General features: G+C 63.8%; 17 protein-coding genes. 3 read left to right on the forward strand and 14 right to left on the reverse strand.

Features of this window, described 5'->3' with window-relative positions; translation table 11 throughout:
* Positions 1–40: 40 nt before the first annotated feature.
* The 4 genes from ACTG4J_RS05565 to ACTG4J_RS05580 form a co-directional block, all read right to left on the reverse strand.
* Positions 41–787: an SDR family NAD(P)-dependent oxidoreductase gene (locus tag ACTG4J_RS05565; protein ID WP_439137799.1), complete on the reverse strand. Its 747-nt coding sequence runs from the start codon at positions 785–787 to the stop codon at positions 41–43.
* 84 nt (positions 788–871) lie between these two features.
* Positions 872–2,086: an MFS transporter gene (locus ACTG4J_RS05570; RefSeq protein WP_439137801.1), complete on the reverse strand. Its 1,215-nt coding sequence runs from the start codon at positions 2,084–2,086 to the stop codon at positions 872–874.
* 119 nt (positions 2,087–2,205) lie between these two features.
* Positions 2,206–2,541 carry a cupin domain-containing protein gene (locus tag ACTG4J_RS05575; RefSeq protein WP_439137803.1) on the reverse strand — a complete coding sequence of 112 codons (336 nt, stop codon included), beginning with the start codon at positions 2,539–2,541 and terminating at the stop codon, positions 2,206–2,208.
* A gap of 126 nt (positions 2,542–2,667) precedes the next feature.
* Positions 2,668–3,282, reverse strand: a complete 615-nt coding sequence (locus ACTG4J_RS05580) for an ImuA family protein (RefSeq protein ID WP_439137805.1) — start codon at positions 3,280–3,282, stop codon at positions 2,668–2,670.
* A 104-nt stretch (positions 3,283–3,386) separates the two neighbouring features.
* Here ACTG4J_RS05580 and ACTG4J_RS05585 point away from each other — a divergent pair, with 104 nt between their 5' ends.
* The gene (locus ACTG4J_RS05585; RefSeq protein ID WP_439137807.1) at positions 3,387–4,433 is read left to right on the forward strand and encodes an aldo/keto reductase; all 1,047 of its coding nucleotides are present in this window, start codon (positions 3,387–3,389) and stop codon (positions 4,431–4,433) included.
* A 220-nt stretch (positions 4,434–4,653) separates the two neighbouring features.
* Here ACTG4J_RS05585 and ACTG4J_RS05590 read toward each other — a convergent pair whose 3' ends face one another.
* From ACTG4J_RS05590 to coxB, 10 genes are all read right to left on the reverse strand, one after another.
* Positions 4,654–6,051 carry an FAD-binding oxidoreductase gene (locus ACTG4J_RS05590; protein ID WP_439137809.1) on the reverse strand — a complete coding sequence of 466 codons (1,398 nt, stop codon included), beginning with the start codon at positions 6,049–6,051 and terminating at the stop codon, positions 4,654–4,656.
* 30 nt (positions 6,052–6,081) lie between these two features.
* Positions 6,082–6,666, reverse strand: coding sequence for a GNAT family N-acetyltransferase (locus tag ACTG4J_RS05595; RefSeq protein WP_439137811.1), 585 nt, complete (start codon positions 6,664–6,666; stop codon positions 6,082–6,084).
* A complete protein-coding gene (locus tag ACTG4J_RS05600; RefSeq protein WP_439137812.1) occupies positions 6,666–7,928 on the reverse strand; it encodes a M16 family metallopeptidase in 1,263 nt (420 codons plus the stop codon). The genes ACTG4J_RS05595 and ACTG4J_RS05600 overlap by 1 nt, the downstream gene beginning before the upstream one ends.
* Entirely contained in the window at positions 7,925–9,310 is a 1,386-nt protein-coding gene (thrC, locus tag ACTG4J_RS05605) for a threonine synthase (protein ID WP_439137844.1), read from the reverse strand. The genes ACTG4J_RS05600 and thrC overlap by 4 nt, the downstream gene beginning before the upstream one ends.
* 14 nt (positions 9,311–9,324) lie before the next feature.
* Entirely contained in the window at positions 9,325–9,999 is a 675-nt protein-coding gene (locus ACTG4J_RS05610) for an SURF1 family protein (protein WP_439137814.1), read from the reverse strand.
* 153 nt (positions 10,000–10,152) lie between these two features.
* Positions 10,153–10,971, reverse strand: a complete 819-nt coding sequence (locus tag ACTG4J_RS05615) for a cytochrome c oxidase subunit 3 (protein ID WP_439137815.1) — start codon at positions 10,969–10,971, stop codon at positions 10,153–10,155.
* 27 nt (positions 10,972–10,998) lie between these two features.
* Positions 10,999–11,565, reverse strand: a complete 567-nt coding sequence (locus ACTG4J_RS05620; protein ID WP_439137816.1) for a cytochrome c oxidase assembly protein — start codon at positions 11,563–11,565, stop codon at positions 10,999–11,001.
* Positions 11,562–11,756 (reverse strand): hypothetical protein, encoded by a 195-nt coding sequence (locus tag ACTG4J_RS05625; protein WP_439137817.1) that lies wholly within the window; start codon positions 11,754–11,756, stop codon positions 11,562–11,564. The genes ACTG4J_RS05620 and ACTG4J_RS05625 overlap by 4 nt, the downstream gene beginning before the upstream one ends.
* Complete coding sequence (cyoE, locus tag ACTG4J_RS05630; protein WP_439137819.1) at positions 11,756–12,694, reverse strand: heme o synthase; 939 nt, start codon at positions 12,692–12,694, stop codon at positions 11,756–11,758. The genes ACTG4J_RS05625 and cyoE overlap by 1 nt, the downstream gene beginning before the upstream one ends.
* A gap of 80 nt (positions 12,695–12,774) precedes the next feature.
* A complete protein-coding gene (gene coxB / locus ACTG4J_RS05635; protein WP_439137820.1) occupies positions 12,775–13,665 on the reverse strand; it encodes a cytochrome c oxidase subunit II in 891 nt (296 codons plus the stop codon).
* A gap of 184 nt (positions 13,666–13,849) precedes the next feature.
* Between coxB and tldD the strand changes: the two genes are divergently transcribed.
* Complete coding sequence (gene tldD, locus ACTG4J_RS05640) at positions 13,850–15,274, forward strand: metalloprotease TldD (RefSeq protein ID WP_439137821.1); 1,425 nt, start codon at positions 13,850–13,852, stop codon at positions 15,272–15,274.
* A gap of 74 nt (positions 15,275–15,348) precedes the next feature.
* Positions 15,349–16,512, forward strand: coding sequence for a DNA-processing protein DprA (gene dprA / locus ACTG4J_RS05645; RefSeq protein WP_439137823.1), 1,164 nt, complete (start codon positions 15,349–15,351; stop codon positions 16,510–16,512).
* Positions 16,513–16,608: the final 96 nt, after the last annotated feature.

Here is a 16,608-nt window from a genome sequence, read left to right on the forward strand (position 1 = left end):
CGTTTAGCGCCGCATGAGGCCAGAGGCCAGAGGGCAGCCGCTATTGTGCCGTATAGCCCCCATCGACCAGATGGTAAGAGCCCGTGATGAAGGATGCGTGGTCCGACAACAGGTAGCACACGAGCGAGGCGACCTCGTCGGGTTGGCCCATCCGGCCCAAGGCATGCTGGGCGGCCAGCGTTTTTTGCGCTTCCGCATCCAAACCCTGATCGACCAGCGGCGTATGGATGAAACCCGGCCCTACGGCGTTCACACGGATGCCATCGGCGGCATGATCAAGAGCCGCGGTCTTGGTCATGCCCAAAAGCGCATGCTTGGTCGCCACATAGGCACCCGCCCCGGCAAAACCCACAGTACCGAGAATGGAAGAGATATTGACGATCGCCCCGCCCCCTGCCGATGTGATCGCGGGGATGGCGTAGCGCATGCCGTAGAAAACGCCGTTGAGATTGACGTCGATCACCTTGTGCCATGCATCCAAGGGATATGCGCCCAAAGGGGTGATCGGCCCACCGATCCCGGCATTGTTGACCATAAGATGCAGCGCCCCGGTCTCTGACTGTGCGCAAGCGACCAGTGCCGCGACTTGGTCGGGTTTCGTGACATCGGCGACCACGGCGCGCGCACCATGGCCGACGTTCCGGGCAGCGATCTCGGTCCTTTCGGCATCCAGATCGGCCAAGACAACGCGGGCACCGCTGGCTGCCAATTGCCGCGCAATCGCCAGTCCGATGCCCGAGGCGGCCCCGGTCACGATCGCGATCTTGTCGTCGAAACGGATATCCATCCTGGGCCCCGATCCATGATTGCACCGATCAGGTCAGTCTAAATCTGTGGCAAAAGCCCCGCCTTGTCGGGGATCAACGCCACCTCAGCGCGGGCGGCGAAAGATGCGCCCGACAAGGAACGAGGTGCGCGGGATCCAGACATAGGGGTTGCGCTGCTTGGCCGAAGGTCGGCGGCGCATGCGGATCATGCCGAAGACCAACAGCCCCACATGGGCAGCCGCGATGAAGATGAATAGGGCTGATGGCCCGTAAAGCGCGATCAGCCCCGATGTCACGAGCGGCGAGGCGATGGCCCCCAGCGCATAGGCGAACATCAAGGCGGCGGAAAGCTCGACCCGCTGCTCGTCCTCGGCCCAGTCATGGGCATGGGCAGCGGCGATGGAATAGATTGGAAATGTGGCCGCGCCGAACACCAGCGCGGCGATGAAGATGCCCCAGACCCCGAAACCCGAGAGCGTCACGGTGATGACGCAGCCCGCAATGGAAAAGATCGAGAACCCCACCATCACCCGGCGGCGGTCATAGCGGTCGGCAAGCCACCCCGCAGGCCATTGCGCGAAGGCCCCGCCAAGCACATAGGCCGCCAGAAACAGGCCGATCTGGTCGGCGCTCAGCCCCACTTGGGTGCCATATAGTGGCCCGATCATCCGAAAACTGGCCCCCGACACGCCCGAGACGATCACCCCTACGACCGCCAAGGGCGACAGCCCCCAAGCCAAGCCAAGCCGCAGCCGGGGTGCAGGCCCCGTATCGGGCTGCGGCACCCGCGTCAGTGTCAGCGGCAAGAGTGCTGCACAGCACAACAGCGCCAGCAGGTTGTAGGAGACGTAATCGGCCGGTGCCAAAACCCCGATCATCAGCTGCGCAATCAGCGACCCGCCGGTATCGACCATGCGGTAGGTGCCCATGGTGCGCCCGCGATTGGCATTGTCGGTCTTGGCCTGCAACCACGCCTCGATCACCGTGTAGCAGCCCGCCACGCAAAATCCCGAAGCCGCGCGCATCACCGCCCACGCATAGGCGTCGATCACCATCATATGCGCCAAAAGCCCGATGGCCCCCATCGCGGTAAAGGCGGCGAAGGCGCGGGAATGGCCGACCTCGCCCATCACGCGGGGCGCCCACCAGCAGCCGATGAAGAACCCCGCGAAATGCGCCGAGCCAAGCAGGCCGATCTGCCCGTTGGTGAAGCCGAGCTGCGCCCCCGACAAGACGTCAAGCGGCCCGACACCGCCCGTTGAGAGCTGCAACAGCAACACCGACAGGAACAGGGCAGCAAAAGAGATGATCAGGCGCATGGGGGATCACGGGCGCAAGGTGTGTCACCCAGTGCTAGCCCGGTTGCGGCGGCGATGCACGGGCGATTTTTGGGAGGGGGTCGGGGGGCTGTCCGCTTTGCGGGACGAAGCCACCCCTGTTACCGCTTGATTGCGTATCGATCCGCCTCCTCAAAAACGTCAATGACGCGCGTTCCGGCCTTGATGAAAGCCCCATGTTCAACGCCCGCAGGGATCGAGTAGCTATCTCCGGCTTTGTAGTCCTTTGTTTCACCACCGATAGTAAATTTGATTTCGCCTTCGACAACCGTCCCCCACTGAGCGCCATGAGCATGTGGGGGGAGTTCCATATCTTTTAGGAAAGTGAAAAAAGCCACCAGGCCATCGTCGGACCGAATAACCGCTGTCTGAACGACATCCTCGGGGAACGGCACGTCAATAGCGGGAAACGCTTTGATAAAATCTGGATAAGTCATTTTCATCTCCTTTTGGCGTGATCTGGTCAATCCTGATGAAATACAGGTTAACGATTTCAGAGTGTTTGGATTTTTGCAAATAATGCAAAAAGTTGGCCTCAAACCTGCCATCCACCCTGCCCCCCGTCACACCCCCTCCACCGCCCGCTCCACCAGCTGCGCCCGTCCCCGCGCCACCCGCGCAACCGCCCAGTCCCCCGGCCCGGCATCACGCGCGCGAAGCCGCGACAAAACCCAACCCTCGGCGCCGCCTTCATGGGCGGGTTCCAGCCGCCAGCGGCTCTCCACCCCCGGCGCGCCGCCCATCCCCGGTGTCAAGATCAGCCCCAGCGGGGCGATCCCCCCCTTGCCCCCGGCCTCGGCGGCCAGATGCAACCGGCGCACCGGCGTCAGCCCCGGCGGGTCGGTCAGGTCGCAGACGACAAGCGCCACCGCGCCTGCGCGCAACACCTCCTCCATCACCCACAACAGATCCTCGGGCCGCGCGGCATCGACCATCAACAACCGACCGGGATCGATCTCATCGCCAAGGCCCGCCATATGCAGCCGGTCGGGGTGCCATGCCGGCCTGATCCAGATCACCGGGCCTTGCGCCTCGGCGGCAAGCCAAAGCGCCAACCGCCGCCGCGCCGCGCCGCAGATCTCATGGGCGCGTGCGCCCGCCAGCCGAAATCGCCCCAAAAGCGGCAGGCCGGGGCGTTCGCTGCGATGGCTTTGACGCATGAGCATGGGCGTATTCATGGCCGACAAGATACATGTTCATGAAATGTTCTCAAGCCCCCACCTTGCACATCCAGCCCCGCCCCCTAGTGTCCGCCCCGAAACGGACACAAGGATACCGACCGATGCGCAAGATCCCCCTTGGCAATACCGACACGATGATCACCGATTATTGCCTCGGCACGATGACATGGGGCACCCATACGCCCGAGGCCGAGGCGCACCGCCAGATGGATATGGCGCTCGAAGCGGGCATCACCATCGTCGACACCGCCGAGATGTATCCGGTCAACCCGGTCACCGCCGAAACCGTGGGGCTGACCGAAACCGTGCTGGGCAATTGGAACGCCAAGCATCCGGGGCGGCGCGGCGACTACCTGCTCGCCACCAAGATCACCGGCAAGAACGCGGCCTTCGTGCGCCAAGGGCAAGATATCACGGCCGAAACCTTCACCGCGGCCCTCGATGCCTCGCTCGCGCGGTTGCAAACCGATGTGATCGACATCTACCAGCTGCACTGGCCCAATCGCGGCAGCTATCATTTCCGCCAGAACTGGGGCTATGCCCCCAAGACGCAGAACCGCGCGGCGACGCGCGACAATATGCTGGCCGTGCTGGAGGCCGCCGCACAAGCGGTCAAGGCGGGCAAAATCCGCCATTTCGCGCTGTCGAACGAAAGCGCATGGGGCAGCGCGCAATGGCTGGAGCTCGCGCAGGCACATGGCCTTCCGCGGGTGCAATCGATCCAGAATGAATACTCGCTCTTGTGCCGCCTCTACGACACCGATCTGGCCGAGCTGGCGATGAATGAGCAGGTCACGCTTCTGGCCTATTCACCCTTGGGCGCGGGGCTATTGACCGGGAAATACCAAGACGGTGCAATGCCCGACGGTAGCCGTATGGCGCTGAACGGCGATCTGGGCGGTCGTAAAACACCGCGCGTCTTCGATGCGGTCGCGGCCTATCTGGCGATGGCAAAACGCGAAGGGCTGGACCCGGTCCATATGGCGCTTGCCTTTAGCGTCCAGCGCCCCTTTCCCGTCTCGACGATCTTTGGCGCCACCACCTGCGATCAGTTGGAGCATATCCTGAACGGCCGCGATGTGACGCTGACACCAGAACAGCTGGCCCAGATCGACACGCTCCACAAGGCACATCCCATGCCCTTCTAGGGTCTGTGGATAAATCTGGGGATAGATCGCAAATATGAAAGGCGCGCTGCATCTGCGGCAGGGCGGAGCTAAAAAGATCGCCCCACAAGACCCTTTCATTTCTTCATCTTTCCAAAAATACGCCAGCGGAGAATGCAAAGACACCATGCGCGGCCGCGAAAAAAGATGACAAGAAACAAGGCCAACGCGGACTTGGATTCGGGTCCAGGGCGGCCACTCCCTAGCCGCGCAGCACCGCGCCGGGGTTCATGATGCCCTTGGGGTCGAGTGCTGCCTTGATCGCGCGCATGGCGATCAGCTTGCCCGGATCGCCATAGCGTTCAAGATCATCGACCTTCAGCCGCCCCACCCCGTGCTCGGCCGAAACCGAACCGCCCAGCTCATCCACCAGATCATGCACCGCCCGCTTGATCGCACTGCGCTGATTGTCATGATCGGCGCGGGATTTGCCAGGCATCGGGAAGACGTTGTAGTGCAGATTGCCATCGCCCATATGGCCGAAACAATTGAGTCGAAACTCCCCCACCGCGCCGATGCGGCCCGGCGCCTCGGCGATGAAGCGGGCGACCTTGGCCACGGGGACCGAAATATCATGCGACGACACCGCGCCGATCCGGCGGTTGGCCTCGGGGATATTCTCGCGCAGCGCCCAGAATGCAGCGCGTTGGCCATCTGATTGCGCGATCACCCCATCACTGACCAGCCCCGCCTCGAAAGCTTCGGCAAAGACCGCCTCAAGCGCGGCTTCGGGATCGCCACCCACCCCCATGCCCAGATCGATCAGGCACATCCACTCGGGGCGCGCATCAAAAGGCTGGCGTGTCTCTGGCCCCATCGCGTCGAGAAACAGCAAGCCTTGCTGGCTGATCAACTCGAAGGCCGACAGCGCATCACCCACCCGCGCCTGTGTCAGTTTCAGCAACGCCAGCGCCGCCTCGGGGTCGGGCACCACCATCATCGCCGCGCCTTGCCGCGCGGGCTTGGGGAACAACCGAAGGGATGCTGCCGTGATCACGCCAAGCGTGCCTTCCGAGCCGATCAGCAAATGGCGCAGATCATAGCCCATATTGTTCTTGCGCAAGGGCGAGAGCGTATTGATCACCGTGCCATCGGCCAACACCGCCTCGACCCCCAGCACCAGATCGCGCGCATTGCCGTAGCGCAGCACATTCACACCGCCCGCATTTGTCGCCAATAGCCCGCCCAACCGGGCCGAGCCTTGGCTGGCCAATGTCAGCGGGAAAATCCAGCCCTCGGCCTCGGCGGCGGCATGGATATCTTGCAAGATCACGCCTGCCTCGACCGTCATCGTGCCGGCCTCGACATCGAAATCACGGATCGCGCGCATCCGCTCGAGGCTGAGGATCACGGGCGGCGCGCCATCTTCGGCCAATTGACCGCCAACCAACCCCGTCCCGCCGCCATAGGGAATGACAGCTGTGCCAGTCTCGTTGCACAGCTGCAATATGGCGGCCACCTCGCCCGCATTTGCGGGGGCTACAACGCCGCGCGCCTTTCCCTGCCAGCGCCCACGCGGCTCTTCCAGATAGGAAGGCCCCGGCATCCGGATCGCCGCCGGATCGATCAAGCTGGCAAGGCGGGTCATGATATCGGTCATCGGCATTATCCGTCTGGTGTTGCTGGTGGCTTAACCGGTCTCGGTCCGGCCGCGCCGATCATGGCGCAGATGGGCATATAGAACGTGATTGCGCCAGCGCCCGTTGATCTGAAGATAACTTTGCGCCACGCCCTCGTATTTGAAGCCGGTCTTTTCCAAGACCCCGCGCGAGGCGGTGTTTTCAGGCAGGCAAGCCGCCTCGACCCGGCTGAGGTCGAGGCCGCGAAAGGCGTAATGCACCATTACCTCGATCGCCTCGTGCATATAGCCTTGGCGCGCATGGGCGGCACCGATCCAATAACCCAGCGTACCAGCCTGCGCCGGGCCGCGGCGGATATTGTCGAGTGTGATCGCCCCCAAAAGCGCGTCATCCGAACGCCGAAAGATGAATAGCGGCACGGCGCTGGCCTCGTTCAGCGCGCGCTGCGCCCAATAGACCCGCCCGGTAAAGCTCTTGCGGCTGAGATGGTCGCTGGCCCAGCTCGGCTCCCACGGCTTCAGGAAATCGGCCGAGGCCGCGCGCAGCGCCGTCCAAGCCCGGAAATCGGCATGGCGCGGAAGCCGAAGCGTCAGTCGCTCGGTTTCCAGCTTGATTTGCCGCTTGCGCAACAACATCAGGCGACAAGCCGCGTTGTGACCTCGTCAAGCCGCGGTGCGCCCGCGACAGGGCCGTATAGCGCCATCGCGGCTTGGCCCGAAGTGACCAGCCCCACCGCATGATCGCGCAAGCCCGCAAGCGTTACCGCCTCGATCTGGGCCACGGTTTCGGTCAAGGGCGGCACCCGGTTCCAGACCGCGACCAACCGCGCCAAGCGTTCGGCCCGCGCCGAGGGGCTTTCCAACCCCATGAGCAAACCCGCCTTCATCTGCGCACGTGCGCGCGACAGCTCGGCCTCGCTCATGTCATCGGCCGAGCGTTTCAACTCGTCCAAGGTCAACCCAACCAGTTCCGGCAACTCCTCGCCCGAGGTGCCGGCATAGATCGTCAGCATGCCGGTGTCGTCATAGGCACCGACCTGCGCATAGATCGTGTAGCACAGCCCACGCTTTTCGCGAATTTCCTGAAACAGGCGCGAGGACATGCCGCCACCCAGCGCGCTGGCATAGATCTGCGCGGTATGAATATCGTCCGAACGATAACCCGGCGCCTCGAGTGCCAGGGTGAAATGCGCCTGTTCCAGCGCCTTGACCTCATGGCGTTCCCCGCCCGCGAAACGGGCCGGTTCGGGCGCGGTTTGCGTATTCGGCGCGAGATGGCCAAAGGCCGCCTCGGCAAGCCGCACGATCTGGTCGTGATCGACAGCCCCCGCCGCCGACAAAATCAACTGCCCCGGTCCATAATGGCCTGCAACAAAGCGGTCGAAATCGGCCCGCCCAAAGGCGCGCACCCGCTCCGCCGGGCCAAGGATCGTCCGCCCCAAGGCCTGGCCGGGGTAGGAGACCTCTTGCAGCCAATCGAAGATGATATCGTCGGGCGTATCGGCGGCCTGCCCGATTTCTTGCAAGATCACGCCGCGCTCCACCTCGATCTCGCGCGGATCGAAGATCGGGTTCAGCACGATATCGGCGATCAGGTCGAGCGCGAGGGGAACGTCATCCTTCAGCACCCGCGCGTAATAGGCCGTGACCTCGCGGCTTGTGTAGGCGTTGATATAGCCGCCCACATCCTCGATCTCTTCGGCGATCTGCAAGGCCGTGCGCCGCTTGGTGCCCTTGAAGGCCATGTGCTCAAGGAAATGCGCGATGCCGTTCTGATCGGCCGCCTCGTGCCGCCCACCGGCCGAGACCCACAGCCCAAGGGCCGCCGATTCCAGCCCCGGCATATGCTCGGTCACAATGCGCAGCCCGTTCGAAAGTGTGTGAAGCTCAACGCTCAATTGGCCAATGCCTCGCGGATCAGGGTTTCAATCGCGGTCAGATCGTTTTCCACCCGTGTCATACGTTCGGGACGGTCGAACAGATCGGCCATGCGCGCGGGCAATGCCGGGCGAATGCCGGTCGCGGCCTCGACCGCATCGGGGAATTTCGCGGGATGGGCTGTCGCCAGCGTCACCATCGGTGTCGGGCCGAGGAAATCTTGCGCAACATGCACCCCCACGGCGGAATGCGGGCACAAAAGCTCGCCCATCTCGGGCAGGGCGCGCGCGATCATCGCGGCGGTCTGGTCCTCTGCCGCACGACCGGAAGCGAAATCGCCGCGCAAGGCCTCGAGTGCGCCTTGGGATATGTGGAAGCCGCCCTGTTTCAACTCATCCATCAATTGCGCCACAGCCGCGCCATCGCGGCCATAAGCATCGAACAAGGCGCGCTCGAAGTTGGAGCTGACCTGAATATCCATCGACGGGCTGATCGTCGGCGTCACGCCATGTGTGGCATATTCCCCCGACGACAACGCGCGGTGCAAGATATCGTTCTGGTTGGTCGCCACCACTAGCCGCGCGATCGGCAGACCCATCTTCTTGGCAAGATAGCCTGCGAAGATATCGCCGAAATTGCCCGTCGGCACGGTAAAGCTGACCGGACGGTGCGGCGCGCCAAGGCTGACGGCAGCGGTGAAGTAATAGACCACCTGTGCCAGGACACGGGCGAAATTGATCGAGTTGACCCCCGCCAGACGCACCTCGTCGCGGAAGGTGAAATCGTTGAACATGTCCTTCAGTCGCGCCTGCGCATCGTCGAAAGTGCCGGTGATGGCCAGCGCGTGGGCATTGGCCTCGGTCACCGTGGTCATCTGGCGGCGCTGCACATCGGATACGCGCCCATGCGGATAGAGGATAAAGACATCGACATTCGACAGCCCGCGAAACGCCTCCATCGCGGCCGATCCGGTATCGCCCGAAGTCGCCCCCACGATGGTGACCCGCTTGCCCGAACGCGCCAGCGCCGCCTGAAACAGCTGGCCGATCAGCTGCATCGCGAAATCCTTGAAGGCCAGCGTCGGCCCGTGGAACAACTCCAAAAGGAAATGATTATCCTGCAACTGCTTCAGCGGCGCGCGCGCGGCATGCCCAAAGCCTGCATAGGCGCGCGCGATGATGTCGCCGAATTCCTGATCGGTGAAGCAATCCCCGATAAAGGGGCGCATCACACGAAAGGCCACATCCTCATAGGACAGGCCCGCCATCGCCGCGATGTCGCCGGGTGCGAAATGCGGCAGGCCGGCAGGAACGTAAAGCCCACCATCGCGGGCCAGCCCTGTCAGCATCGTCTCTTCAAAGCCGAGTTCGGGGGCTTGGCCCCGGGTCGAGATATAGCGCATCGGTGCGGCGATCCTCATCCAAGTCCCCGCCTGATACGCCACAGCAGAAACAGTGTCATCCCCAACCAGACCAAGGCGAGCGAAAACCATGTCACCGCATAGCTCAGATGATCATTGGGGATATTGTCGATCCCTACCGGCAACGGCTGGATCTGGCCCTCGGGCGGGCTGATCTCGCGCGCAATGACCAAGACGGGCTCGGCCCCCAGATGCGCGGCCAGAGCCGCGACATCACGGGCGAACCACAGGTTGCCCACCAGATCATTCGCGGGGGTGAACCCGTCGCGCTCTTCGGGCCAATGCAGATTGCCGGCCACACGTACCGCATCGGCGGGGCTGGGCGGCATGGGCGCGGCCACGGGGATCACGCCGCGATCCACCAGAACCCGCCGCCCCGCCGCGGTCTCCAGCGCCGAGATGATCCGATAGCCCGCACCCACGCCCTTTTGGCTGACCAGCACCCGGACGAAATCGGCATCGAAACGCCCCTCGACGGCGACCGGCAAGTAGCGATCAACCGCCGCATCGGGCGCGGCAGGCACGGCAACAGGATCGGCCGCGATCCGCGCCGCGATCTCGGCCAAGATCCCCTCTTTCCAAGCAAGGCGCTGAACCTGCCAAATCCCCAAGGACAGCAAGATCGCCACCCCGCCCAGACCCAGCACCCAGACCCCGATCACCCGTCCCATCGCCCATCTCCCAAAGAAAAGGCCCACCTCGATGGCAGGCCCTTCACATCTCGTTAAGGTTAACGCGCGTCCCCGCTTCTTCGTTTCCCAAATATCCCGGGGGGAGTCACCCGGCACGGGTGACGGGGGGCAGCGCCCCCCATCCCTTCTCGATCATCCCAGGATGACCGCTTGTCCCCAGATATAGACCGCGAAGAAAAGGAACAGCCAGACCACATCGACGAAGTGCCAGTACCATGCCGCCGCCTCGAAGCCGATGTGCTTCTCGGGAGTGAAATGGCCCTTCAACACCCGCAGCCAGCACACGAACAAGAAGACGGTGCCGATGACGACGTGAAGTCCGTGAAAGCCCGTCGCAAGGAAGAAGGTGGCGAAGAACTTGTCACCGCCGAAGCTCCAACCGTAATGCACGATCAGCTCGTAATACTCAAAGGCCTGAAGCCCGGTAAAGATCACGCCCAGCACGACGCCCAAGATCAGACCGTTGGCTACATCCTTGCGCGGCCCGCCATGCACCAGCGCATGGTGCGACCAGGTCACGGCACATCCCGACAAGAGCAGAACAAGCGTGTTGATCAGCGGCAGGTGGAACGGGTCGACCGCGTAGATTTCCGGCGGGACATAGGCCGAGGCCTCGTAGATATTCATCGGGTAGATGGCGTGCTTGAAGAACGCCCAGAACCACGCCGCAAAGAACATCACTTCGGACATGATGAACATGATGAAGCCGTAGCGCAGCCCGATCCGCACGACAGGCGTGTGATCGCCTGCATTGCTTTCGGCCACCACATCGGCCCACCAGCCGAACATGACGTAAAGCGTGGCGACAAAACCCATCAAGAACAGCCAAGGCGCGCCGTCATGCATCCAGTTGACCGCGCCGAACAGCATGGCGAAGGCCGCCGCCGCCGCCATGAAGGGCCAGATCGAGGGGTTGATGATGTGATAGTCGTGGTTCTTTGTATGGGCCATGGGTCTCGTCCTCGGTCCGGGGTGTTCTTAATTGGCCACGGGGGCGGGTGTGCCCAACGCAGCGTAATCTTCGGGCATGTCCGTCACATGAAATGTGTAGGACAAGGTGATCGCGGGTGTGCCGCGCGCCTCTTCGTCTTCCAGAAGCGCGGGATCGACGAAAAAGCTGACCGGCATCTCGACACGCTCACCGGGTTGCAAAACCTGCAACTCGAAGCAGAAACACGCGATCTTGACGAAATAGCCGCCCGTCGAAAACGGTGCGACGTTGAAGGATGCGGTGCCTGCCACAGGCTTGTCGGTCGGGTTGTAGGCCTCGTAAAAGGCCAAGCCCGTCTCGCCGATACGGATATCCATATGCGGCTGCACGGCGCGGAATTCCCACGGCATGTCATGGGCAAGGCTTGCGTCGAAACGCACGCGGATCATCTGATCGAGGACCACCTCGCTCTCGCTGGTCGCGACCTGCGTTGTCCCGCCAAACCCTGTCACGCGGCAAAACCAATCATAAAACGGCACCGATGCCCAGGCCAGACCGCCCATCACGACGATCACGCCCAAAAGCCTGGTGACGACTTTTTGATTGGCGTTCATGGTCTGGTGTCCACCGGCGGGGTGATCGAGACGCGCGGGGTGTGGTCGAACGCCTCCATCGAGGCGCCTTCGCGGATCTTGGCGACCGTCAGGCCAAAGACGATAGCCGCAAAGCCCACAAGGCTGAGCGCCACGCCGAGGTTGCGCCCGAAACGGCGCTTGTGCAGCTCATGTGTTTGCGTGATCGGCATCAGACCATCCCCCAGCTGCGCAGCCCCGCATCGACCAAAAGCGCGCCGAAATGCAGGAACAGGTAATAAAGCGAAAAGCGGAAGACGCGCTTTTCCACGGCATAGCCATCAGCCTCGGCCACGGCCTCTGCGCGGCGCCAGATATCCCATGCGCCCTTGAGGAAGATCGCGTTCAGCACGACCGCAGCGGCAAGGTAGACAGGCCCCGCCACGGCGGTGAACCCCAAGCCCAGTGCGACGGGCACCAGCAAGACCGTATAGATCAGGATCTGGCGGCGCGTCTCGGTGCGGCCATGGGTGACCGTCAGCATCGGCACCTTGGCCTCGTGGTAGTCCGACTTCATGAACAGCGCGAGCGCCCAGAAATGCGGCGGCGTCCACATAAAGATCAGGCCGAACATCAGCACCGCCTCGAGGCTGACCGACCCGGTCGCGGCAACCCAGCCCACCATGGGCGGAAAGGCGCCCGCGGCCCCGCCGATCACGATGTTCTGCGGCGTCAGGCGCTTGAGCCAGATCGTATAGACCACGGCGTAGAAAAAGATGGTAAAGGCCAAAAGCCCGGCCGCGATCCAGTTGGTCGCAAGGCCCAGCATGGCGACCGAAATGGCCGACAGCCAAAGGCCCAGCGACAAGGCTTCACCCGCGCTGACCTTGCCCGCAGGTACGGGCCGCTTGGCGGTGCGCCGCATCACCCCGTCGATATCGGCATCGTACCACATGTTCAGCGCGCCCGAGGCACCCGCTCCAAGCGCGATGAACAAGATCGCGGTAAAGCCCACCATCGGCGAGACCGAGACCGGCGCCACCAACAGCCCCACCAGCGCCGTGAAGACCACCAGCGACATCACCCGCGGCTTGAGAAGCTGGATATAGTCGCCGAAACGGGCCTCGCCTTCTGCGGCTTGGAGGGTCTGATTGGTGGTCACATCGGTCATATGGTCGCCGTTGGTCTTTCTATGAGGGCCGGGCGTTTGCCCGGTGTCGGGAAGGCCGGGCCGAGGCCCGACCGACCGGATTAGTCCGCAGAGGCCAGCTCAAGCACGCGCGGTGCACGCATGCCACCGGCGCTGGCAAAATCCTGCGCCTCGCCATTGATCCATGCATCGTATTCCGCTTGGGTCACGGCAAAAACCGTGATCGGCATATAGGCGTGGTTCACCCCGCACAGTTCCGAGCATTGGCCGAAATAGACGCCTTCCTGGCCGGGTTCGACTTCGAACCACAATTCGGCCAAACGACCAGGAACACCGTCTTGCTTCACACCGAAGGCGGGGATTGTCCAAGAATGGATCACATCGGCAGCGGTGACCTGCACCACAACCACGGCACCCGTCGGCACGACCATCGCGGTATCGGTCGCCAAAAGGAACTCGTCGCGGCCGTAGCCGAATTCTTCCAGCTCATCCTCGCGCAGCATGAAGCTGTCATAGACGATGCCATGCTCGGGGTATTCATAGCCCCAATACCACTGGTAGCCGGTCGCCTTGACCACGACATCGGCCTCGGGGATCGTCTGCTGCTTGAACAAGATCGGCAGCGAGAAGGCGCCGATGACCACCAGAATGATCAGCGGCACGACCGTCCAGGTGATCTCGATCTTGGTGTTGTGGGTGAATGTCGCGGGCGTCGGGTTCGACTTGGCGTTGTGGCGGATGATCGACCAGAACAACAGCGCGGTCACGAACAGCACGATGACCGTCATGATCACCAGCAAGAACGTGTCGAGCGCGCGCACATCACGCGCCAATTCGGTCACGCCGGGCTGAAAGCCGATCGCGCCCGGTGTCGGCGCGCCGATGATCTCGAGGCCATCGCGCATGCCGGCGGTCTGCGCCGTCGCCATGCCCGCGATGATGGTTGCACCAATCGCGGCCACGAGGCCGCTGAGCGTCTTGCGAAAGGTCATTCCGGTCTGTCCTGTCTATCCCGGGCGTCCACAGCCATAAGTTGATCTGCGACGCGCCGTTGCGTTCTTTGTGGTGTGGACCATATAGCTGAGGACAAGCCAAGGCATTTGGTCGAAATGTCTCACCCCTGCTCGCATTTGACACAGGTCATTTTCAACGCAAACCATCAGCGCCGGAGGCGACATGTCCCAACACCCCCCTTTCCGCCCTTTTGAGACGCTGATCGACGCGGGCGCCGCACTTGCGATCTTGCGTGCCGCGACGGATGGGGCCGAGGATGGCGAGTTGTTCCTCGAGCGCCGTCGATCCGAGGTTCTGGTCTTCGACGATGGGCGCGTGCGCACCGCCAGCTATGATGCCGCCGAGGGCTTTGGCCTGCGCGCCGTCAAGGGCGAGGTCGCCGGATATGCCCATTCAACCGAGATTTCCGAAGCATCCTTGCGCCGCGCGGCCGAGACCACGCGCCTTGCCGTCGGCGCGGGCGGCGGTGTTTTGGCCGATGCGCCCATCGGCACCAACCGGCGGCTTTATACCGATGCCGATCCGATGGCGGGGGCGGAGTTCGGCGTGAAACTTTCCATGCTGGCCGAGATCGACGCCTATGCGCGCGCGCTCGATCCCCGTGTCGTGCAGGTTTCGGCCTCGCTTGCCGCAAGCCATCAAGAGGTTGCAATCCTGCGCCCCGAAGGCACGCAGACGCGCGATGTGCGACCGATGGTCCGCCTCAATGTTTCGATCATCGTCGAGGAAAACGGCCGCCGCGAATCCGGCAGTGCCGGGGGCGGGGGACGAATCGGCCTCGCCGGTCTGATGGAGCGCGACCATTGGGAAAGCCTCGCGCGTGAAGCGCTGCGCATCGCGGTGGTCAATCTGGGCGCCGTACCAGCACCCGCAGGCGTGATGGATGTGGTGCTTGGCCCCGGCTGGCCCGGGATCTTGCTGCACGAGGCGGTGGGCCACGGGCTTGAGGGGGATTTCAACCGCAAGAACCAATCGGCCTTCGCGGGGCTGAGGGGCCAACGCGTAGCCGCCGCCGGCGTGACGGTGCTTGACGATGGCACGATCCCCGACCGGCGCGGCTCGATCTCGGTCGATGACGAAGGCACGCCGAGCGCAAAAAACGTGCTGATCGAGGACGGGGTCTTGGTGGGCTACATGCAAGATCGCCAATCCGCCCGCCTGATGGGCGTGGCCCCCACCGGCAACGGGCGGCGCGAAAGCTATGCCCATGCGCCGATGGCGCGGATGACCAACACCTACATGCTGGGCGGCGATGCCGACCCCGCGGGCATTCTGGCCGAGCTGAAGGACGGGATCTATGCCGTGGGCTTCGGCGGCGGTCAGGTCGACATCACCAACGGCAAATTCGTCTTCAGCTGCACCGAGGCTTATCGGGTGAAGAACGGCGTCATCGGCGCCCCGGTCAAGGGCGCGACGCTGATCGGGGATGGGGCGACCGCATTGCAGCAGATCCGGGCGATCGGAAACGACATGGCGCTGGACCCCGGCATGGGCAATTGCGGCAAGGCGGGCCAATGGGTGCCGGTGGGCGTGGGCCAGCCGACGCTGATGATCGGCGGGCTGACCGTGGGTGGCTCTGCCGCCTGAGGGCGCGGCGCTCATCTGGGGCGGTTAAGGGTCGGTAACGGGGCGTTAACCATTCCGCGGCTAGGCTCTCGCCCATGCCATACGAGACCGCCTTCGGGTTCGACGACCCTGCCCCCATCTTCGTGCCGCCCCCCGCCGCCGATGCGGCGGACCGGATCGCGCGGCTGCGCCTGATCCGCTCGCGCCGGGTGGGGCCTGCCACATATCTGCGGCTGATGAATACCCATGGCAGCGCACAAGACGCCCTGCATGCGCTGCCCGACATCGCCCGCGCGGCGGGCGTGGACGGCTACACCCCCTGCCCCGAACCCGTGGCGCTGGCCGAGCTTAAGGCCGCGAAACGGGCAGGCGCGCGGATGCTTTGCCTTGGCGATGCCGATTACCCCGCCGCGCTGGCCGATGTGGCCGATGCGCCGCCCATCCTTTGGGCCAAGGGCCGCATTGACCTGATGGTCCGCCCGGTGGTGGCGATGGTCGGCACGCGCAATGCCTCGGCGCTTGGGGCGCGAATGGCGCGGCGGCTGGCGGCCGATCTGGGAGCTGCGGGCTTTGTCATCGTCTCGGGGCTGGCGCGCGGGATCGACGCGTTGGCCCATCACGCCAGCCTTGAGACCGGCACCATCGCCGTGCTGGCGGGCGGGTTGGATTGCATCTACCCCGCCGAGAACACCGATCTTGCCGCGCAGATCACCCAAAACGGCTTGATGCTTGCCGAAATGCCCTTTGGCCTACACCCGCAAGCGCGCCATTTTCCGCGCCGCAACCGGATCGTGTCGGGGCTGTCGCGCGCCGTGATCGTGGTCGAGGCCGCGACGCGGTCAGGCTCGCTCATCACCGCGCGCATCGCGCTCGATCAAGGGCGCGAGGTGATGGCGGTGCCGGGCCACCCGATGGATGCACGCGCAGGCGGCAGCAATCTCTTGATCCGCGACGGTGCCACGCTGGTGCGCAGCGCCGAGGATGTGATCGCCGCATTGGGCCAAGACCCCACACCGACACGCCAATCACGCGACAGACCGCCAAGCGGCATGCAAGCGCCACCACCCGCTGCCGCGCCCCACCCCGATGGCGGGCTGGAGGGGGCGATCCTTGCCTTGATGGGTGGCGCGCCGGTGGCCGAGGATCAGCTGATCCGCGATCTGAACCAACCGCCCCGCGCCGTCGCGCAGGCTTTGGCGATCCTTGAATTGGCCGGGCGCATCCAGCGCGGGGGCGGCGGGCTTTTGACCCGGCTCTGACCGCCCGACGGCGTCAGGGCCACGGGACGCCAAAAAAACTCTCATTGAAAATGAGGGGCTTTTCACCGCCCCCTGACGCATTGACAAGGCGGCCAC

Source organism: Roseicyclus sp. (assembly GCF_965662675.1).
GTDB lineage: Bacteria > Pseudomonadota > Alphaproteobacteria > Rhodobacterales > Rhodobacteraceae > Roseicyclus.

Bases quoted from the DNA above. Each gene is read 5' to 3' on its own strand.
- ACTG4J_RS05565 (WP_439137799.1), bottom strand. From the start codon at position 787: ATGGATATCCGTTTCGACGACAAGATCGCGATCGTGACCGGGGCCGCC.
- ACTG4J_RS05570 (WP_439137801.1), bottom strand. From the start codon at position 2,086: ATGCGCCTGATCATCTCTTTTGCTGCCCTGTTCCTGTCGGTGTTGCTG.
- ACTG4J_RS05575 (WP_439137803.1), bottom strand. From the start codon at position 2,541: ATGACTTATCCAGATTTTATCAAAGCGTTTCCCGCTATTGACGTGCCG.
- ACTG4J_RS05580 (WP_439137805.1), bottom strand. From the start codon at position 3,282: ATGAATACGCCCATGCTCATGCGTCAAAGCCATCGCAGCGAACGCCCC.
- ACTG4J_RS05585 (WP_439137807.1), top strand. From the start codon at position 3,387: ATGCGCAAGATCCCCCTTGGCAATACCGACACGATGATCACCGATTAT.
- ACTG4J_RS05590 (WP_439137809.1), bottom strand. From the start codon at position 6,051: ATGACCGATATCATGACCCGCCTTGCCAGCTTGATCGATCCGGCGGCG.
- ACTG4J_RS05595 (WP_439137811.1), bottom strand. From the start codon at position 6,666: ATGTTGTTGCGCAAGCGGCAAATCAAGCTGGAAACCGAGCGACTGACG.
- thrC (WP_439137844.1), bottom strand. From the start codon at position 9,310: ATGCGCTATATCTCGACCCGGGGCCAAGCCCCCGAACTCGGCTTTGAA.
- ACTG4J_RS05610 (WP_439137814.1), bottom strand. From the start codon at position 9,999: ATGGGACGGGTGATCGGGGTCTGGGTGCTGGGTCTGGGCGGGGTGGCG.
- ACTG4J_RS05615 (WP_439137815.1), bottom strand. From the start codon at position 10,971: ATGGCCCATACAAAGAACCACGACTATCACATCATCAACCCCTCGATC.
- ACTG4J_RS05620 (WP_439137816.1), bottom strand. From the start codon at position 11,565: ATGAACGCCAATCAAAAAGTCGTCACCAGGCTTTTGGGCGTGATCGTC.
- ACTG4J_RS05625 (WP_439137817.1), bottom strand. From the start codon at position 11,756: ATGCCGATCACGCAAACACATGAGCTGCACAAGCGCCGTTTCGGGCGC.
- cyoE (WP_439137819.1), bottom strand. From the start codon at position 12,694: ATGACCGATGTGACCACCAATCAGACCCTCCAAGCCGCAGAAGGCGAG.
- coxB (WP_439137820.1), bottom strand. From the start codon at position 13,665: ATGACCTTTCGCAAGACGCTCAGCGGCCTCGTGGCCGCGATTGGTGCA.
- tldD (WP_439137821.1), top strand. From the start codon at position 13,850: ATGTCCCAACACCCCCCTTTCCGCCCTTTTGAGACGCTGATCGACGCG.
- dprA (WP_439137823.1), top strand. From the start codon at position 15,349: ATGCCATACGAGACCGCCTTCGGGTTCGACGACCCTGCCCCCATCTTC.